We start from the raw sequence: 16,663 nt of genomic DNA on the forward strand, positions 1-16,663 counted from the left end.
GAGCCGCCGAACCGCTGAGCGGACGAGCGTATGAGGGGAGCGCCCGCTTCCGGTCCTTCGGGACCGGGGGCGAGCGCCGTCATGCGGCGCGTGACCCGAAGAGACCCAGCTCACCGAACAGCTCCCCACCGGCTCCGATAAACTCCCCACCATGAGCGTCCAGACCCTTTTCGACATCCTCCTGGTCCTGGTGGCCCTCGCCGTCGTGTGGTTCGCGTCCTTCACGGTGCTGCGGCTGTTCAAGGGCCAGAACTGATGCCGCTGGAGATCCCCTCCGACCTGCACCCGGACTGCGTGCCGCTGGCGTTCCTGCTGGGTACCTGGGCCGGTGCGGGGGTCGGGGGATACCCGACCATCGAGTCGTTCAACTTCGGGCAGGAGGCCGTGTTCTCCTACACGCCGGACAAGCCCTTCCTGAAGTACGAGTCGCGGTCCTGGCTGCTCGACGACGACGGCAACCAGGTCCGGCCGCTGGCCACCGAGACCGGGTTCTGGCGTCCGCAGGCGCGCACCGAGGAGAACGGGACCGCGGGCACCACCCGCACTCTGCTCGAAGTGGTCCTGTCGCACCCGACCGGCATCGCCGAGATCTGGGTCGGCGAGGCCGACGGCGCGAAGGTCGAACTGCGCACCGACCTGGTCGCGCGCACCGAGACCGCCAAGGAGTACACCGCCGGACACCGCCTTTACGGCCTGGTGAAGGGCGATCTGCTCTGGGCCTTCGACATGGCGGCCATGGGCCAGCCCATGCAGTCGCACCTCTCGGCGCAGCTCAAGCCGGTCAAGTGAGATCCGGGAAGACCCTCGGTATATGAACGATGGCGACCGCTGTACCCGGCCGGTGGGATAGTGGTGGTATGGAAACCGCGCCCACGGACCTGACGAAGGAGCTGCGCGCGAAGGGCTACCGCCTCACGCCGCAGCGCCAGTTCGTCCTGCAGGCCGTGGCCTCCCTGGACCATGCCACTCCGGACGCCATCTGCGAGGAGGTCCGCCGCACCGCCCGCGGCGTGAACCTGTCGACCGTGTACCGCACCCTGGAGCTCCTGGAGGAGCTCGGGCTGGTCACGCACACGCACCTCGGACACGGGGCGCAGATCTACCACACCGCCGACCAGCCGGCGCATGTGCACCTGGTGTGCCGCGGCTGCGGGCGGATCCTGGAGGCCGCCGACTCCGCGGCCGAGCCGCTCGTGCAGCGGCTGATGGAGGATTACGGGTTCCAGACGGACGTGCGGCACCTGGCGGTGTTCGGGACGTGCGCCGAGTGCCGCGATCGGGAGCAGGGCGAGGCTTCCTGAGCCCGCTGCCCCTAAGCCTGTTCCTTCACACGGAGTTGTGCAGCCACTTGGCGAAGCTCTGCGTGAACTGATCCGTGGTGGTGCCCAGCACGCTCTTCATCGCGTCGTCGACGCACGTCGATCCCGTCGCGTGCTGGTAGACGGCCAGAACGAACCGGTCGACCTTGTCCGCTCCGTACTCGTCGGCCATGTAGCGGATCGCCATGTGCGCGTAGAAGTAGCCCAGTGCGGACGTATCAGAGTTGGAACTGTAGACGTCGCTGTCTGTGGGCAGCGCATGGGGAACTCCGTGCTTGCCTAGATAGGCGTGCAGGGTGTCGCCGTCATAGAGGAGTTCCCCTGTGGAGTACATCCTTTGCGATTCCCACTCCGCGAACCCCTCTATGACCCACAGGTGATCCTGTCCGGAGCTCGCGCTCTGGTCGTCGAAGGGACCGATCATCGCGTGGGCCATCTCGTGCTTGAACACTATGTCGGCGTCAGCGGGGTCGACGTTCTTGTACTGCGAGGTGTCGACCGCTATGCGGGAGCTCGGGTAGAACCCGTCGTCCTTCCCCGCTGCGGGTATCGGCACCGTGACGCCGACGGACTCCACACGGTCCTGGTTGTAGATGCCCTCGTACCGGGAACGGTCCGCGGTGAGGAAGACCGTGAAACCGGGTGCTGTGCCGGAGCCACCGGACCAGTGGGCGAAGTCGTACTCCGCGTCCCGCTCCATGGCATCGGCGTGGGTCTTGGCGAAGGACACCGAGGTGTCGTCCGCCATGATCACGACTTTCGGGCGGGTGAGCACCGTGAGGCCGGCCACCGCGTCCCACGGGGCCGGGTAGTTGTGCTCGGAGGTGGCGCCCGCTATAGCGGTGACCTCCAGGGGCCCGTTCACGCCGGTGCGCTGCACGGTCCACTTGTAGCGCTCCTCGACCGGGACGCTGTCCACGCCGGCGATCTGGTGGTCGAACGCCACGGTGACCGTCGCGGTCGAGGTCGTGCCCTGGGCGGCGGTGCTCTCGTCGACCATGTTCACCGCGTACTTGGCGGTGGTGAAAGGGATCTTCTGGAGGTTGTCGAACAGCTGGCCCTGGCTCTTCACCAGGTCCGGGTTCTTCGGGTCGACGATCGAGACGAAGCCCGCGCGGCTCCTGCTCTTCAGCGCCGCGGAATGCCCGGCCACGAACGCGTCGAGGTCGTCGTAGCTGATGGAGCTGTCCGGCGTGCTGGTGGCGGTGGTGGGCGGTGTGGTGGCGGGATGGCTCGCCGTGCTCGAGCCGTACGCCTTGACCAGGGTCTTCGCCGCCGAAGCGGCATGGCTCGGGTGGTCCTTGGCCGAGGCGAGCCCGCTGACCGACAACGAGCCGACCACCGCCAGCGCGACACTCGCCGCCCAGACGGTTCGAGTCCGCCGTGCCATGGATTTCCCCGCCCTGCGTGTTGCACCGAAATGAGCCCCGGCAGCGTAACAGGCGCTTTGCGATAGGAGAGACTGAAACCATGACGAGCCCTCTGCTGACCCTCCCCACCGCCGTCCCGGCCGACCCGCCGGACGCGGGCGTCGCCGCGCACTACGGCGATCCGCACGGCGAGCAGCGCAGGCTGGCCGAGGAGCACCGCGGCTTCGTGGACCTGTCGCACCGCGGTGTGCTGCGGGTGTCCGGCCCGGACCGGCTGACGTGGCTGCACTCGTTCACCAGCCAGCACCTGGAGGCGCTGAAGCCGGGGACCGCGGTCGAGGCGCTGATCCTGTCCCCGCAGGGGCGCGTCGAGCACGCGCTGTACCTGGTCGACGACGGCGAGGCGACGTGGTTCCACGTGGAACCGGGCACCGCGCCGGAGGTGCTCGCGTTCCTGCAGAAGATGCGCTTCATGATGCGGGTCGAGCCGGAGGACGTGACGGACGCCTACGCGGTGGTCCTCACGACCGGCCCCGTGCCCGAGGGCGTCCTGGCCCGCGAGGTGGAGCTGGGCCACGAGCTCTTCCTGCCGCGCGAGCGCCTCGCCGGCTTCGCCCGGGACGGCGGCGCGGGCGAGCCCGCCGGCATGTGGGCCCACGAGGCGCTCCGGATCGCCGCGCACCGCCCGCGTGTGGGCCGGGAGACCGACGACCGCACCATCCCGCACGAGATCGACTGGATCGCCTCCGAGGGCCACCCGGGCGCGGTGCACCTGAACAAGGGCTGCTACCGGGGCCAGGAGACCGTCGCGCGCGTGGACAACCTCGGCCACCCGCCGCGCCGCCTGGTGTTCCTGCACCTGGACGGGACGCCCGAGCGCCTGCCCGGGCACGGGACCGACGTCACCACCGCCGACGGCCGCGTGGTGGGGCGCGTGACGTCCGCGGCGCGGCACTACGAGCTCGGGCCGGTGGCGCTGGCGGTGGTGAAGCGGACCACGCCGGTCGAGGACCAGCTGCTGGCGGACGGGATCCCGGCGGCGCAGGAGGTCGTGGTCGCGCCGGATGCCGGCGCGAACCGGCGGCCGGAGTTCCGCGCCGCGCGGTAGGGCCTCCAGGCCGTCTGACAAGTCCGAAGACCGCACCGCGATCGCACCCGATCCGGCACCCGATCCTCACCCCGACCCGCGACGCGCCGTCGCGATCGGGTGGCGATACGCCCAACCTCGATCCGCACTATTCCCCTGCATGGAACGATGCTGTTATGGGCACCCACGCCACCAGACTCGACCGCGTCCTGATCGCCGCTCGGCGGCCGGACGCGGATGTCGAGGCCCTCGAAGTCGCCGCCATCCGGCGTGAGCGCGGGGACGCGCTCCGCGAGGAGACCGAACTCTCCTATCTCCGCCGGGTTCTGCACGGCCGGATCGACATAATCGATGCCGAGTTACGGCGGCGCGCCGCGGGGTCGGCCGAGCCGCTGGTGCAGTCGCTGGCGGCGATCCTGGCCGACGACCCGCCGGCCAACGCGCGCTCTCCGCGCCATATGGACATCGTCATCGTCCCGGACCCCGATCCCGGCGAGTACCGCTCGCAGATGGAGGAGCGGATCGACGCGGCGGGGCCGGCGATCGTGCTGGACCTGTCCGACGCGCAGCTGGCCGAGGCGCGGCTGACGCTCAAGGCCTACGAGCGGGAGGTCTCCGAGTACCGGCGGATCGCGCAGGCGGTGATCGACCGGTTCGCGGCCGAGCTGGCCCGCCGCTACCGTGAGGGGCAGGCAACCGTCGACGATCTGCTCAATGAGGAGCAGAAGATGGAGTAACACCGCACATGACCGCTCAGGGAGTCGTCCCCCTCGCCGAGATAGTCCGTTCCGGGTTCACCGAGGGGTGGCACGACGGCCGCCTGGTGGCCCTGGCTGCCGACGGCAGTGTCGAGTTCGCCTACGGCGACGTGGACGCGGTGATGATGCCGCGCTCCAGCAACAAACCGATGCAGGCCGTGGCGATGCTGGAGAACGGTCTGGACCTGACCGGCGAACTCCTGGCGCTGGCCGCGGCCTCGCACGCCGGCGAGCCCTTCCACCTGGAGGGCGTGCGCAAGATCCTGGCCGGCGCGGGGCTGGACGAGCAGGCCCTGGCCTGCCCGCCGGACTGGCCGCTGGCCGAGCAGGCGAAGCTGGCCCTGGTCCGGGCCGGCGGCGGGAAGCAGCGCATCACGATGAACTGCTCCGGCAAGCACGCCGCGATGCTCGCCACCTGCGTCGCCAACCGCTGGCCGACCAAGGACTACCTGGCCCCGGACCACCCGATGCAGCGCGCGTCCCGCGCGGCGGTCGAGCGGCTGTCCGGCGAGCCGGTCCGCCACGACGCCATCGACGGCTGCGGCGCCCCGCTGTACGGCATCTCGCTGGTCGGCCTGGCCCGCGCCTTCCGCGCGGCCGTCCTGGCCGCGCCGGCCACCCCCGAGCGCCGGGTCGCCGACGCCATGCGCGCCCACCCCGAGTACGTCTCCGGCACCGACCGCATCGACACCGACTTGATGGCCGGCATCCCCGGCCTGCTGGCCAAGGGCGGCGCGGAGGGCGTCCAGGCGGTGGCGCTGCCCGACGGCCGCGCGATCGCCCTCAAGGTCGGCGACGGCGACCACGAGCGCCGCGCGGTGGGCCCGGTGCTGGTCGCGGCGCTGCGCCGGCTCGGCGTCGAGGCCGCGGTGCTCAGCCGCTACGCGGAGTCCCCGCTGCTGGGCGGCGGGCACCCGGTCGGCGCGGTGCGCTCGCTGATCTGAGGCCCGTCCCGGGTGGGGGAGGGCTGAGGGGCGCTCGGCCGGTTTCGCGCTTAGGCTCGCGGTCATGAGCGACTCCGAAGTCCTCCCCGCCATCCCGTATGAGGAGTGGCGTCCTACTCGGGAAACACTGCACCGCTACCTGCAGATCGTCGGCAAGCTCGCTCTCGCGCGGGGCATCCGGCGCAACCACTGGTGGCACATCACGCTGCGCAACCAGCCGCGCGGCTGGTCCACCGTCGAACTCGGCTCGGCGCGGTCGGGACCGTTGTTCACGTGCGAATTCGACTTCTTCGACCACGTCCTGCGCATCGACACCGACCACGGCGGCCAGGCGCTGGTCCCGCTGGCCGACCAGACCGTGGCGTCGTTCTACGCCCAGACCCAGGAGGCGCTGCGCGCGCTGGACGTCGATCCGCACATCGAGCATCCGTATCCCTACGACCTGCCCGACAAAGAGCGTCCGTTCGCGGAGGACACGGAGCATAAGACCTACGTGCCCGAACACGCGCACCGCGCCTTCAAGGTCTACAGCCAGGTCGGACGCATCCTGGAGGAGTTCAGCGCGACCTTCTCCGGCAAGGTCAGCCCGGTCCAGGTCTTCTGGCACACCTTCGACATCGCGACCCAGCGCTATTCGCCGCGCCAGATCCCGACCGCGGACGGCATGGACGACGCGACGCGCGAGTCCTACTCCCGGGAGCAGATCAGCTCCGGGTTCTGGTTCGGCGACCCCGACACTCCCGAGCCGACGTTCTACTCCTACACGTACCCCGAGCCCAAGGGCATCGAGGGGAAGCCGCTGCGCCCCGGCCCGGCCCGCTGGGTCGTGGCGCGGGGAAGCCATACCGCGTACTACTCCTATGACGAGGCACGCAGGTCGGACGATCCTGTGGGCTGCGCGCTGGCCTTCTACGAGTCCGCCTACGAAGCCGGCGCGGAACTGGCCCACTGGGATCACGCGGCCCTGGCGTGCTGGGACGGCATCACCGATCCGTTGCTGCGCAGCGAAGAGCCGCTCGGGCGGCATTGGCCGGAGCAGCTCTAAGAGTTCGGACTGCTTGTCGGACGTCGTGGACCGGAGCAAGTGAGCTGAGTCAGTCCGCACACGCGGCGGCGCGCGCCAGCAACAGCGCACGCTCCCGCGTGTTGGCGGTCAGATCGGCCGCGCGCTTGAACTCCGCCCGGGCCTCGGCGCGGCGGCCGAGGCGGAGCAGCAGGTCGCCGCGCACGCTCGGCAGCAGGTGGTAGCCCCGCATGGCGCGCAGACCCGTGAGCGTGTCCGTGATCGCCAGGCCGGCGGCCGGGCCCTGGGCCATGCCGACCGCGACGGCGCGGTTGAGCTCCACGACCGGGGAGCGGGTCTGCCGGACCAGGCGGTCGTAGAGGTCGGCGATCAGCTGCCAGTCGGTGTCCTCGGCGGAGCGGGCCCTGGCATGGCAGGCGGCGAGCGCGGCCTGGAGGTGGTAGGTGCCCGGTTCGGCGGCGGGGTTCCCGGAGACGTCCGCCGCGAACGCTTGATCTGCGCGGACCAACGCCGCCAATCCCCGCTCGATCTGCTGCCGGTCCCATTTCGCGCGGTCCTGGTCCAGCAGCAGCACCGGCTCCCCGTCCGGCCCGGTCCGGGCGCGCCGCCGCGAGTCCTGGATCTCCATCAGCGCCACCAGCGCGTGCACCTCCGGCTCGGCCGGCATCAGCCCGGCCAGCAGGCGTCCCAGGCGGAGTGCTTCCTGGCAGAGGTCGGCGCGCAGCCAGTCGTCGCCGGCGGTGGCCGAGTAGCCCTCGTTGAAGATCAGGTAGACGACTTCCAGCACCGAGGCCAGGCGCCGCCGCCGCTCGGGGCCGTCGGGGACTTCGAACGGCACGCCGGCGTCGGCCAGCGCGCGCTTGGCCCGCACGATCCGCTGGGCCGCCGTGGCTTCCGGTACCAGGAACGCGCGGGCGATCTCGGCGGTGCTCAGGCCGCCCAGGACGCGGAGCGTCAGCGCGACCCGGGCCTGGTCGGACAGCACCGGATGGCAGGCGGTGAAGACCAGGCGCAGCAGGTCGTCGTCGATGGCGGCGTCGGACGCCGCCGCGTCCACGGCCTCCAGGGCCGCGTCGGTGCCGGCGGTCTGGCCGCCGACACCGTCGATCTCCAGCTCGCGGCCGAGCTCGCCGACCTTGCGGCGCAGCGTCTCGGCGCGCCGGAAGTGGTCCACGGCGCGCCGCTTGCCGACCGCCGTCAGCCAGGCCCCGGGCTTGGCCGGCACCCCCTCGGCGGGCCATTGCTCCAGGGCCGCGACCAGCGCGTCCTGCGCCAGCTCCTCGGCCAGGCCGAGATCGCCGGTGTAGCGGGCCAGGGCGGCCACCACCCGGGCCGCCTCCAGCCGCCAGACCGCTTCCACGGTCGCGGCGGTCTGAGGCGACTCGGGCTCGGGCTTGGGCTCCGGCTCGGGCTTGGGCTCGGGCTCGGGCATGGCGCCAGTCTGGCAGCTCCCGGGGACGTGCTGGTCGAGCCGGCCCGCGGCCGACGCGCTACTGGTCGAGCTTGCCCCGCAGCTCCTGTTCGGCCTCGCGCAGCTGCGCCGTGAATTCCGGGCCGAGGTCGTCCATCGTGCCTACGGGCCGCACCTCCAGCGTCACACCGCCGCCGAACGGCGCGCGCTTCACCCACTCCAGCGCCTCCGGCAGCGAGGAGGCCTCCAACAGCCAGTAGCCGGCGATGATCTCCTTCGCCTCGGTGAACGGCCCGTCGATGACGGTGCGCCGCTCGGTGTCGTCGAACCGCACCTGCGCGGCGGCGGACGTCGGCTTCAGACCCTCGGCGGCCAGCAGCACGCCGGCCTTGGCGAGCTGCTCGTTGTAGGCGGCCATATCCGCGAACAACTCGGTCGAGGGCATGACACCGGCCTCGGAGTCGGCGTTGCCCGGGATCAGGACCAGGAACTTCGTCATGGTGATCGCTCCTCGCTTCGGGGCTGGTCGGTCCAGCCTCTCCGAGAGCGTCGGACGGCGCGCGGCGGGATCGACAATCGGGCGCCGGAGATCTTCACGGAACCCTGCTTGATACCGCTTGATACCGAGGCGATCTAAGCCTAGGCTTTCTAGGTATGAGCCAGGACATGATGCGCGGACACCTCGACGGCCTGGTGCTGGCGGTGCTCGCCACCGGGCCGTCGCACGGCTACGGACTCATCGAGGCGCTGCGCGACCGCAGCGGCGGGGTCTTCGACCTGCCGGAGGGCTCGGTCTACCCGGCGCTGCACCGGCTGGAGCGGGCCGGGCTGGTGGCCAGCGGCTGGTCCGAGGTCGGCGGCCGCCGGCGGCGGGTCTACAGCCTGACCGCCTCGGGACGGCGCGCCGCCGAGGAGCGGCGCAGCGAGTGGCGGTCGTTCTCGACGGCCGTGGAGCGGGTGTTCGGCGAAGCAGGCGGCCGTTCCGAGGCCGGTCCGGCGGTGGCGTCATGACCTACCGGTCGATCGAGGGCTACGTCGACGATCTCGCGTGGCGGCTGCGGGTCGGGAAGCGGGGTCGGCGGCGGATCGCCAGCGAGGTCGCGGCCCATCTGGCCGACCTGGTCGCCGAGGAGGAGGCGGCCGGGTACACGCCGCAGGCAGCGGCGCGCCGGGCGGCCGCGCGCTTCGGCGCGCCGGAGGAACTGGCTGCGGAGTTCAACCGGGACAGCGCGCTGCACAGTGCGCGGGTCGCGGCGTGGGCGCTCGTGGCATGTGTGGCCGCGGCGGTCGGCGCCGCCGGGCTGGCGAATCGGAGCGGGGCGCCGGCGCTGCCGTGGCCGAATCAGGGTGTCTACTACGGGGTCCCGGTGCTGCTCGGCCAGGTGGCGGCGATGTGCGCGGGGACGGCGTTCCTGCTCACGGTGATCGCGCCCTGGCTGCTCGGTCGGGGCCCGCGGACGCTGGGGACGGCGGTCCGGGCGCAGGCTGCCGCCGTCCTGGCGTTGGCACCGATCGCCGTGGTCGCGGCCGGGAACGTCGCGCATTCCGCGTGGACCGTGGGGGCGGCCTCGGCGCTGGTGGCGCTGGCGGTACCGGTCGCGCTGATCTTCAGTGTCCGGGCCCTGCTGCGTGTCGACACGGTCGCGGGGGGAGATCCGACGCTCGATGTGATCGCCGACTGCTGCGTGGCGCTGGCTTCGCGGTGGAGGTGGAGCGCCCGGATCCTTGAGCTGGTGACCCGGGTGTGGACGGCGGCCGCCGCACGGATGCCGCGCTTGATGAGCTGGCTGCAGATGCGGCGGCATCCGTGGCGGTCGGCGGTCACGATCTCGGTGGCGGCGGGAGTCGCGCTGAAGGCGCCGGATCTGCTGAAGGGGGACGTCGACGTGCCGGCCGCGGTGATCGAGGCGGTCGCGGCGTTCGCCGGGTACTGCCTGTTCAGCACTTTGCTGGGCTTGCGAGGTCTGCGAGGTCTGCGAGGCCTAGAGGCTCGGTACGAGGCGCTCCAAGTCGGGCTCGAGGGCTGAATCGTCCTTCCCGTCAGGACCGACGCCGCGCAGGACGACCACCGCGACCACCAGCGCCGTCACCAGCAGCCCGACGCCGATCGCGAAGGCCACGTGATAGCCGCCGCTCAGCGCCGCCGCCGGGTTGTGGCCGGTGCGCAGCAGTCCGGCGGTGCGGCCGGCGGCCAGCGTGGAGAGCACCGCCGCGCCGATGGCCGCCCCGACCTGCGCCGTGGTGTTGTAGAGCCCGGAGACCAGGCCGGCGTCCTGCTCGCGGGCGCCGGACATGCCCAGCCCGGCGGTCGCGGGCATGGCCAGGCCGCCGCCGGCGATCAGCAGCATCGTGGGGAGCAGGTCGCGGACGTAGTTCGCGTGTATCGGCATGCGGAGCAACAGGACCAGCGCGCCGGTGAGCATCAGCAGGCCGGTGATCAGGACGCTGCGGGCCCCGAACTTCGCGATCAGGCGGGCCGAGACCCCCAGCGCCACGGCGCCGATCGCCACGGCCGCCGGGAGCATGGCCAGGCCGGTCTTGGTGGCGTCGTAGCCCAGGACCTTCTGCATGTCCAGGGCCACGATGATCTGGAAGGCGAACATCGCCGCGATCATCAGCATCTGCACCACGTTCGCCCCGGCGACGCCCCGGGAGCGCAGGATCCGCAGCGGCATCAGGGGGTCGGCGGCGGTGGCCTGACGGACGAAGAACCCGGCGAGCAGCAGCGCGGACAGCGCGCCCAGGCCCAGTGTGCGGGCCGAGCCCCAGCCGTGGCCGGCGGTGCCGATCACGGTGTAGATGGCGAGCATCAGGCCGCCGGTGACGATCAGGGCGCCGATCAGGTCGACGCCGGCCCGCAGCCCCAGGCCCCGGTCGGCCGGGACCGCCTTGACCGCGGCGGCCAGCGTCAGCAGGCCGATCGGGATGTTGATCAGGAAGATCCAGTGCCAGCTCAGCGCGTCGGTCAGGACCCCGCCGAGCACCTGGCCGATCGAGGCCCCGGCGGCCCCGGTGAAGGCGAACACGCCGAGCGCCTTGGCCCGCTCGCGCGGCTCGGTGAACAGCGTCACCAGGATCCCCAGGCTCACCGCCGAGGACGCCGCACCCCCGACTCCCTGCGCGAACCGCGCGGCGACCAGCATCGCCGGCGTGGTCGCGGCGCCGGCCGCGGCCGAGGCCGCGAGGAAGAGCGCGATGCCGGCCAGGAACACGCGCTTGCGGCCCAGCAGGTCGCCGAGCCGGCCGGCGAGCAGGAGCAGGCCGCCGAAGGCGAGCTGGTAGCCGTTGACCACCCAGCTCAGGCCGGCGGGGGAGAAGCCGAGGCGGGACTGGATGGAGGGCATCGCGACGGTGACGATGCTGCCGTCCAGGACGGTCATCAGGGCGCTGGCGGCGATGACGAGGAGGGCCAGGCGCGGGGAGCCGGCCGGGCGGGCGATGCCGGACTGGCTTGCGATGGCGGCTTGGCGGGCGTTGTCGGCCGCGCGGCCGGCGGAGGGTGCTGAGGGCGCCGAGGATGCCGAGGACATACGAATGACCGTAGCGGATAGTTCTGAAGCGGACAATCTTTTTCGGGAAGATCTGCTCGCGGAGTTGTCCGGGAGTAGACTGCCCCTCATGACCTCCCTGGCCCCCGTGCGCACCGAAGCCATCGCGTGCACGTCCCCCGACCTGTCCTTCCTGCTGGACCACACCTCGCACGTCCTGCGCACCAAGATGGCGGCGGCCCTGGCCGAGGCCGGCATGACCGCCCGCATGCACTGCGTGCTGGTCAAGGCGCTGGAGGAGGAGCGGACCCAGATCCAGATCGCCGAGCTCGGCGACATGGACAAGACCACGATGGTGGTCACGGTCGACGCCCTGGAGAAGGCCGGCCTGGCCGAACGCCGCCCCTCGGCCACCGACCGCCGGGCCCGCGTCATCGCGGTCACCGACGCCGGCGCCGCGATGGCGAAGCGGACCCAGGAGATCGTGGACCGGGTGCACGCCGAGGCGATCGGGGCGCTGCCGGAGGAGATGCGTCCGGTGCTGCTGGAGGCGCTGAAGCTGCTGACCCAGGGGCATCTGGCGACGCCGGAGGAGAGTCCGGCCGGGGCGCGGCGGGCCCGGCAGGTCTGAGCGGGGTCGCTGATGGCGCTGACCTGCGCTCACAGACCGGCGCGCCGCGGCGGGGGCCGTCCCAGGCCCGCCCGCGCCGCGACGCGTGGTGACATCAGAGCAGGTGCTCGTTAAGCGCAATTTAAAGAAGCCCAGCAAGAAGCCCAGCAAGAGGCCCAGCAAGAAGCCCAGCAAGAGGCCCAGCAAGAAGCCCAGCAAGAGGCCCGGGAAAGCCAAACTGCCCGCCCGGTGTGGCCGCTGCTCAGGGAGGAGGGCTGAACGGCCTCACCGGACGGGCGGTCCGGGTCTTGCATCCCACACACACTGACTGTCAATCAAGCACAGTCCAGACGCCGCGCTGGCGGCGCCCCCACCGGCCCCAGAGGGCTGCATCGAACACAGCCCGTGGAACGCAGCTCAGGGTCCTGCGAGTTGACCCGACGCCCCGGTCCCAAAGGACCGGGGCCCAGCATGGCCGTCTCGTCAGCAGCCACACCGTCCGGGAGTCGGGCTCTCCCGGGTTTTTCGGGGGTGAGACCATCATGGCCCGCGTGGTTCGTGGATTCGCTGAGACCGCTGTGAGAAAACCCTGAGAAAAGAAATCGCAGGTCGAGGCCGGTGCGTTACCGAACGTATATCAGCGCGAAAGGTTCCCGATCGGGGTCAGGAATTCGGTGACGAGCGCCCTCAGTCCGGCCCGGTGACCCCAGAGCGCACCCGCCTGGTCGAAGACCGTCAGCCGGGCCGTCGGGAGCGCCTCGGCCACTCTGCGCGCCGCCGCGACCGGATGCGCCGGATCGCCCTCCTGCGCGACCACGAGGACCGGGACCCGCACCGCGCGCAGCCGTTCCAGACCCCGCGGATCCAGCGGCACGGCCTCGGCGAGCGGCAGCCAGCGTCGGGCGTCCCCGTCCTCGGCGACGAGTTCCTTGGCGCGGCGCTCGGCCCAGTCGCGGGCGATCGCCACGTCGCGGACCGCGAGCGGCTGGGTGCGGAGCAGAGCGTCGGCGACGCCGGGGACGTCCGCGACGGCCAGCCGGTCGGCGAGGTCGCGATGCGGGGCCACGGCTTCGGGCTTGCGCGGGACGTCCGCGACCGCCGGCAGGTAGAGCACCACCCGCTCGAAGCGGTCGGGCGTCCGGCTCAGGATCCGCAGCAGCGTCGCCGCGCCGAGCGAGACGCCGAGCGCGGCGGTGGCGTGCTCGTGGTCGGCGACGGCCAGCGCGGCCGCGGCGAGGGTGTCGTAGCCGAGCGGGGCCGGGCCGGTGGAGCCGCCGTGGCCGGGCAGGTGCGCGAAGACCTTGCGCCCGGGCACGCCGGAGGCCAGCGGCCGGGTGTCCTCGATGGAGCCGGCCAGGCCGTGCAGGAACAGGGTCGTGGGCGGCGCGGGGCTTCCGGCGAGCGCGTATTCGACGGCCCCGCCGCCGGCCGGGCCGGCGTAGGGCAGCGTCAGGGTCCTCACCAGCGGCCGGAGGGACCCTGGTTGCTCCCGCTCTTGCGCTTGGGGCCGGAGACCGCCTTCAGGGCCGGGCGGACGTCCACCCAGTAGACCATCGCGACGACCACGCCGACGATGGTGAACAGCAGGCCCAGGATGAGGTTCGCGGCGATCGCCACGGTGAGGATGATCAGCCATCCCGGCTTGGTGAGCTTGCCGGCGGCCCGGTAGGCGTCCTCGCGCTTCAGGGCGGCGTCGACCAGGACGACGATCTGGCCGACCAGCACGGCCAGGGAGATGATGGCGAGGAAGCTGGAAAGGCCGTCGCGCAGCGCGGAGCCGATCATGTCGCCGTCCTCCTTCTACGGTTGGGGCGGGAAGTGCCTGCCGGTCGTTACGTTCAACGTACGCGACCGACAGACTCGTTCCCAGTCTCCTCGCGATCTACCAACATCTGGCTTTCGCGTGGCTGCTTGCCCCCGATGCTTCTACTCGGCTCTGCTCGGCTCTGCTCAGCTCTCGGTGTTCTTCTTCGCGGCGGTGCCGTTGGCGGCCCGGCGCGGCGCGGCCTTCTTGGCGGCGGGGGCGGTGCCCTTGGCCTTGGGCTGCTCGGCGTCGGCCTTCGGGGCCTCCGTCTTCGGCGCGTCGGCCTGGGCCGTCTCCGGCTGGGCCGCTGCCGGCTTCGGCTCGTCCTCCTCGATCACGACGACCGACTCGACCCGCACCGTCCCGTCGTCGCTCCGGGTCTCCTGCACCGCGACCACCTCGACCTCGGTGACCCGGCCGGCCAGCACCCGCTCCACGACGGCCTTGCCGCGCTCGGAGTAGCCGTCGTAGGTCTCCACGGCCTTGCCCGCGACCTCCAGGGCCCGGCCGACCTGCATCAGCAGCAGGGTCTGGGCCTTCTCCCGGGCGGCCCGCAGGTCCGGCTCGGAGATGCGCTCGCGCAGCGCCTTGGCGTCGCCCTGGAGCTGGCCCAGCGCGATCTTCGACTGCACGGTCTCGGCCACCCCGGCCACCCGGCCGGCCACCGAGGTCGCGACCTCGCCGGCCTTGGACCCGGCGTCGGTCAGCCGCGCCGGGGCGTCCTTGAGCGCGGCCACGGCGGCGTCGCCGACACCGGCGGCGAAGTACAGGGGCTTGGGGTTGGTGACGGTGGTCGTCACGGCCTTGCGGGCACTGTCCACGGGGTTCATGAGGGGAGTTCTCCGATTCACTGCTCGGTGGGCCCGGAGTTCGCCGGGCCGTGGATGGTCTCGTCGTTGTCGTCGTCCTGGGAATCAGGCACGGCCTGCGCCGCATCCCGCGCGCTCTCGATCCGGAACGCCTCATAGATGTCCAGCAGCGCCCGCTTCTGCCGCGCGCTGAGCCAGGGATCGTCCGTTATCGCGGTCCGCACACCGGACCCGTCAGTCGCCGCGTCCTCATCGACGTCGGCGCCGCCGTCCAGCAACCCGGCCCGCACGTACAGCGTCTCGGCCGAGATCCGCAGCGCCTTGGCGAGCTGCTGAAGGATCTCCGCGCTGGGCTTGCGCAACCCTCGCTCGATCTGACTGAGGTAGGGATTCGACACCCCGGCCGCCTGCGCCAACTGCCGCACGGAGTACTGCGCGTTGCGGCGCTGCTCGCGGATGTACTCGCCGAGCGGTCCGATCGGGAGGGCTCCCAGGGGATTGTGGGGCATGTGTTCAGCGTGGCACGCGGGTGCTTGCAATTGCAAGCGGGTGCTAGCTGATGTGATGCGGGGCACTGTGGCGGTTGGCTTCGGCAGCCGGCTCGGTCATGACACCCGGCATGTGTCGGATCCTGGCTGTGCCGTTCGTGGCTTTGGTGACAGGCCGTCCGCGAGGGCGCCGCCGCGACTCCAGGAGATGACCACAGATGCCGCACCCGCAGACCAAGATCCACCGCATGTCCCAGCTCGTCGAGCCGATCGGCGCCATCACCTTCTCCGAGGTGCCGAACGAGGGTTTCCTGGCCCTGGGCATGCGCACCTACTGGGACGGATACTTCGCGGGCCGGGCCGGGCCGCTGGGACTGGCGCCGGCCGAGGTGGTGCACGCGGTGTTCTACAACTTCGCCGAGGGCGAGGTGGCGCGCCACATCCCCTGGGTCTGGGGGAAGACCACTCCGCAGGAGGCGATCGCCGTGCGCGAGCGGGGCAGCACCGCCGCGCTGCGGCAGCGGATCGGACAGCTCGCCGACTCCCCGGGCCTGTCGCCGCTCGCCGACCTCGCCACCCGGGCGGCCGTCAGCGCGCCGACCGAGGGCCGGGCGCTGTACGCCGGGCTCCGCGCGCTCGCGGTGCCCGAGGAGCCGGTGGCCAGGCTCTGGCACGCCGCGACGCTGCTGCGCGAGCACCGCGGAGACGGCCATAACGCAGCCCTGCTCGCCCACGGCATCGGCGGCAGCGAGGCCCATGTCCTGATGGCGCTTTCCCTCGGGATGCGGGCCGAGGAGTTCGGCCGGCTGCACCACCTGCCCAAGCAGCGGGTGGCCGCGGTCGTCGAGGGCTTGCGCGCACGCGGCCTGGTGGACGCCGCCGGCGGGTTCACCGACGCGGGCCGGGCGACCAGGGAGCGGATCGAGGCGCTCACCGACGAACTGGCGGCGCCCGCGTACGACGTGCTCAGCGCGGACGAGCTCGACGAACTGATCGCGGGGTTCGAGCCGATCGCCGCCGCGGTGGACGCCGGCGACGCTGAGTGAGAGCCGCGATATCGGATCAGTAAGCTTGCGGCGTGCGTACCTGGGGTGATGGCACGGGGCGGGTCATTCACGAGGTCGATGAGTCCGCCGCGTGGCAGCAGCCGCCGCGGCCGGCGGGCCGGGTCGAGCGGAGTCGGCTCGACAGGGCCGCGATGCGGCTCAGCGCGGTCAGTTTCGGCGTCTTGTTCATCGCCTACTTCGGATGGATCGCGGATGTCGTGCTGGGGCCGATCGCGATGGCCACCTCGGTCGCGGCGGTCGTCCAGGCTCTGCGGAGGCGCGGGAACCGCTACTGGGCATTCGGTGCGCTGCTGGCCGCGACGCCGGCTTTCGCTTGGGCGGTTTACGCGCTCATGGGAGGCTCGGCGACGTGACGACGGCCTGACCTCAACCCGCGTTGAGCTGTATGGGTGATTGTTCTCAACCTGCGCGGTGTGTACCGCGTCGTACGAACTGTGAGAGCACAAAACGTAGTCAAGGTTCTGGTCGGCTGTACGGCGTTGGT

The 16,663-nt window shown here is 71.7% G+C and carries 19 protein-coding genes; 11 read left to right on the plus strand and 8 right to left on the minus strand.

The genetic code is table 11. The features are described 5' to 3' along the window. Window positions 1-255: 255 nt before the first annotated feature. Together ABIA35_RS07400 and ABIA35_RS07405 are read left to right on the plus strand one after the other, a co-directional pair. Window positions 256-789: an FABP family protein gene (locus ABIA35_RS07400; RefSeq protein ID WP_370335582.1), complete on the plus strand. Its 534-nt coding sequence runs from the start codon at window positions 256-258 to the stop codon at window positions 787-789. Between the two features lie 68 nt (window positions 790-857). Then, a complete protein-coding gene (locus ABIA35_RS07405) occupies window positions 858-1,301 on the plus strand; it encodes a Fur family transcriptional regulator (RefSeq protein ID WP_370335580.1) in 444 nt (147 codons plus the stop codon). A 25-nt stretch (window positions 1,302-1,326) separates the two neighbouring features. Here the strand turns inward: ABIA35_RS07405 and ABIA35_RS07410 are convergent, their stop codons facing one another. Continuing rightward, a complete protein-coding gene (locus ABIA35_RS07410; protein ID WP_370357433.1) occupies window positions 1,327-2,709 on the minus strand; it encodes a hypothetical protein in 1,383 nt (460 codons plus the stop codon). An 80-nt stretch (window positions 2,710-2,789) separates the two neighbouring features. On the opposite strand from ABIA35_RS07410, the gene ABIA35_RS07415 reads away from it, so the two are divergent. The 4 genes from ABIA35_RS07415 to ABIA35_RS07430 all read left to right on the plus strand — a co-directional run bounded on the left by ABIA35_RS07415 (window position 2,790) and on the right by ABIA35_RS07430 (window position 6,523). Next, on the plus strand, window positions 2,790-3,797 hold the full coding sequence (locus ABIA35_RS07415; RefSeq protein WP_370357434.1) for a folate-binding protein YgfZ: 1,008 nt from the start codon (window positions 2,790-2,792) through the stop codon (window positions 3,795-3,797). Between the two features lie 155 nt (window positions 3,798-3,952). Further along, window positions 3,953-4,513 (plus strand): aerial mycelium formation protein, encoded by a 561-nt coding sequence (locus ABIA35_RS07420; protein WP_370335575.1) that lies wholly within the window; start codon window positions 3,953-3,955, stop codon window positions 4,511-4,513. Window positions 4,514-4,521: 8 nt separating this feature from the next. Beyond that, on the plus strand, window positions 4,522-5,478 hold the full coding sequence (locus ABIA35_RS07425; RefSeq protein ID WP_370357435.1) for an asparaginase: 957 nt from the start codon (window positions 4,522-4,524) through the stop codon (window positions 5,476-5,478). A 64-nt stretch (window positions 5,479-5,542) separates the two neighbouring features. Next, window positions 5,543-6,523: a DUF5996 family protein gene (locus ABIA35_RS07430; RefSeq protein WP_370357436.1), complete on the plus strand. Its 981-nt coding sequence runs from the start codon at window positions 5,543-5,545 to the stop codon at window positions 6,521-6,523. A 49-nt stretch (window positions 6,524-6,572) separates the two neighbouring features. Here ABIA35_RS07430 and ABIA35_RS07435 read toward each other — a convergent pair whose 3' ends face one another. Next, a complete protein-coding gene (locus ABIA35_RS07435; protein WP_370357437.1) occupies window positions 6,573-7,934 on the minus strand; it encodes an RNA polymerase sigma factor in 1,362 nt (453 codons plus the stop codon). 58 nt (window positions 7,935-7,992) lie between these two features. Then, complete coding sequence (locus tag ABIA35_RS07440) at window positions 7,993-8,412, minus strand: YciI family protein (RefSeq protein ID WP_370335568.1); 420 nt, start codon at window positions 8,410-8,412, stop codon at window positions 7,993-7,995. 155 nt (window positions 8,413-8,567) lie between these two features. Here ABIA35_RS07440 and ABIA35_RS07445 point away from each other — a divergent pair, with 155 nt between their 5' ends. Both ABIA35_RS07445 and ABIA35_RS07450 read left to right on the plus strand, forming a co-directional pair. Next, window positions 8,568-8,924 carry a PadR family transcriptional regulator gene (locus ABIA35_RS07445; RefSeq protein ID WP_370335566.1) on the plus strand — a complete coding sequence of 119 codons (357 nt, stop codon included), beginning with the start codon at window positions 8,568-8,570 and terminating at the stop codon, window positions 8,922-8,924. Further along, window positions 8,921-9,940, plus strand: a complete 1,020-nt coding sequence (locus ABIA35_RS07450) for a permease prefix domain 1-containing protein (RefSeq protein ID WP_370357438.1) — start codon at window positions 8,921-8,923, stop codon at window positions 9,938-9,940. Before ABIA35_RS07445 ends, ABIA35_RS07450 begins: the two co-directional genes overlap by 4 nt. Here ABIA35_RS07450 and ABIA35_RS07455 read toward each other — a convergent pair. Beyond that, a complete protein-coding gene (locus ABIA35_RS07455) occupies window positions 9,896-11,443 on the minus strand; it encodes an MFS transporter (protein WP_370357439.1) in 1,548 nt (515 codons plus the stop codon). The two genes, ABIA35_RS07450 and ABIA35_RS07455, sit on opposite strands and share 45 nt — an antisense overlap. Before the next feature lie 88 nt (window positions 11,444-11,531). On the opposite strand from ABIA35_RS07455, the gene ABIA35_RS07460 reads away from it, so the two are divergent. Then, window positions 11,532-12,032 (plus strand): MarR family winged helix-turn-helix transcriptional regulator, encoded by a 501-nt coding sequence (locus ABIA35_RS07460; RefSeq protein ID WP_370335560.1) that lies wholly within the window; start codon window positions 11,532-11,534, stop codon window positions 12,030-12,032. Between the two features lie 616 nt (window positions 12,033-12,648). On the opposite strand, the gene ABIA35_RS07465 is transcribed toward ABIA35_RS07460, so the two are convergent. From ABIA35_RS07465 to ABIA35_RS07480, 4 genes are all read right to left on the minus strand, one after another. Continuing rightward, a complete protein-coding gene (locus ABIA35_RS07465) occupies window positions 12,649-13,473 on the minus strand; it encodes an alpha/beta fold hydrolase (RefSeq protein ID WP_370357440.1) in 825 nt (274 codons plus the stop codon). Beyond that, a complete protein-coding gene (locus ABIA35_RS07470) occupies window positions 13,470-13,796 on the minus strand; it encodes a DUF2516 family protein (RefSeq protein WP_370335556.1) in 327 nt (108 codons plus the stop codon). The genes ABIA35_RS07465 and ABIA35_RS07470 overlap by 4 nt, the downstream gene beginning before the upstream one ends. Before the next feature lie 165 nt (window positions 13,797-13,961). After that, window positions 13,962-14,645 carry a hypothetical protein gene (locus ABIA35_RS07475; protein WP_370335554.1) on the minus strand — a complete coding sequence of 228 codons (684 nt, stop codon included), beginning with the start codon at window positions 14,643-14,645 and terminating at the stop codon, window positions 13,962-13,964. 17 nt (window positions 14,646-14,662) lie between these two features. Beyond that, window positions 14,663-15,133, minus strand: coding sequence for a helix-turn-helix domain-containing protein (locus tag ABIA35_RS07480; RefSeq protein WP_370335552.1), 471 nt, complete (start codon window positions 15,131-15,133; stop codon window positions 14,663-14,665). A 197-nt stretch (window positions 15,134-15,330) separates the two neighbouring features. Between ABIA35_RS07480 and ABIA35_RS07485 the strand changes: the two genes are divergently transcribed. Both ABIA35_RS07485 and ABIA35_RS07490 read left to right on the plus strand, forming a co-directional pair. Next, a complete protein-coding gene (locus tag ABIA35_RS07485; RefSeq protein WP_370335550.1) occupies window positions 15,331-16,158 on the plus strand; it encodes a MarR family winged helix-turn-helix transcriptional regulator in 828 nt (275 codons plus the stop codon). Between the two features lie 32 nt (window positions 16,159-16,190). Further along, window positions 16,191-16,532 carry a hypothetical protein gene (locus ABIA35_RS07490; RefSeq protein WP_370335549.1) on the plus strand — a complete coding sequence of 114 codons (342 nt, stop codon included), beginning with the start codon at window positions 16,191-16,193 and terminating at the stop codon, window positions 16,530-16,532. Window positions 16,533-16,663: the final 131 nt, after the last annotated feature.

Source organism: Catenulispora sp. MAP12-49 (assembly GCF_041262705.1).
Classification (GTDB): domain Bacteria; phylum Actinomycetota; class Actinomycetes; order Streptomycetales; family Catenulisporaceae; genus Catenulispora.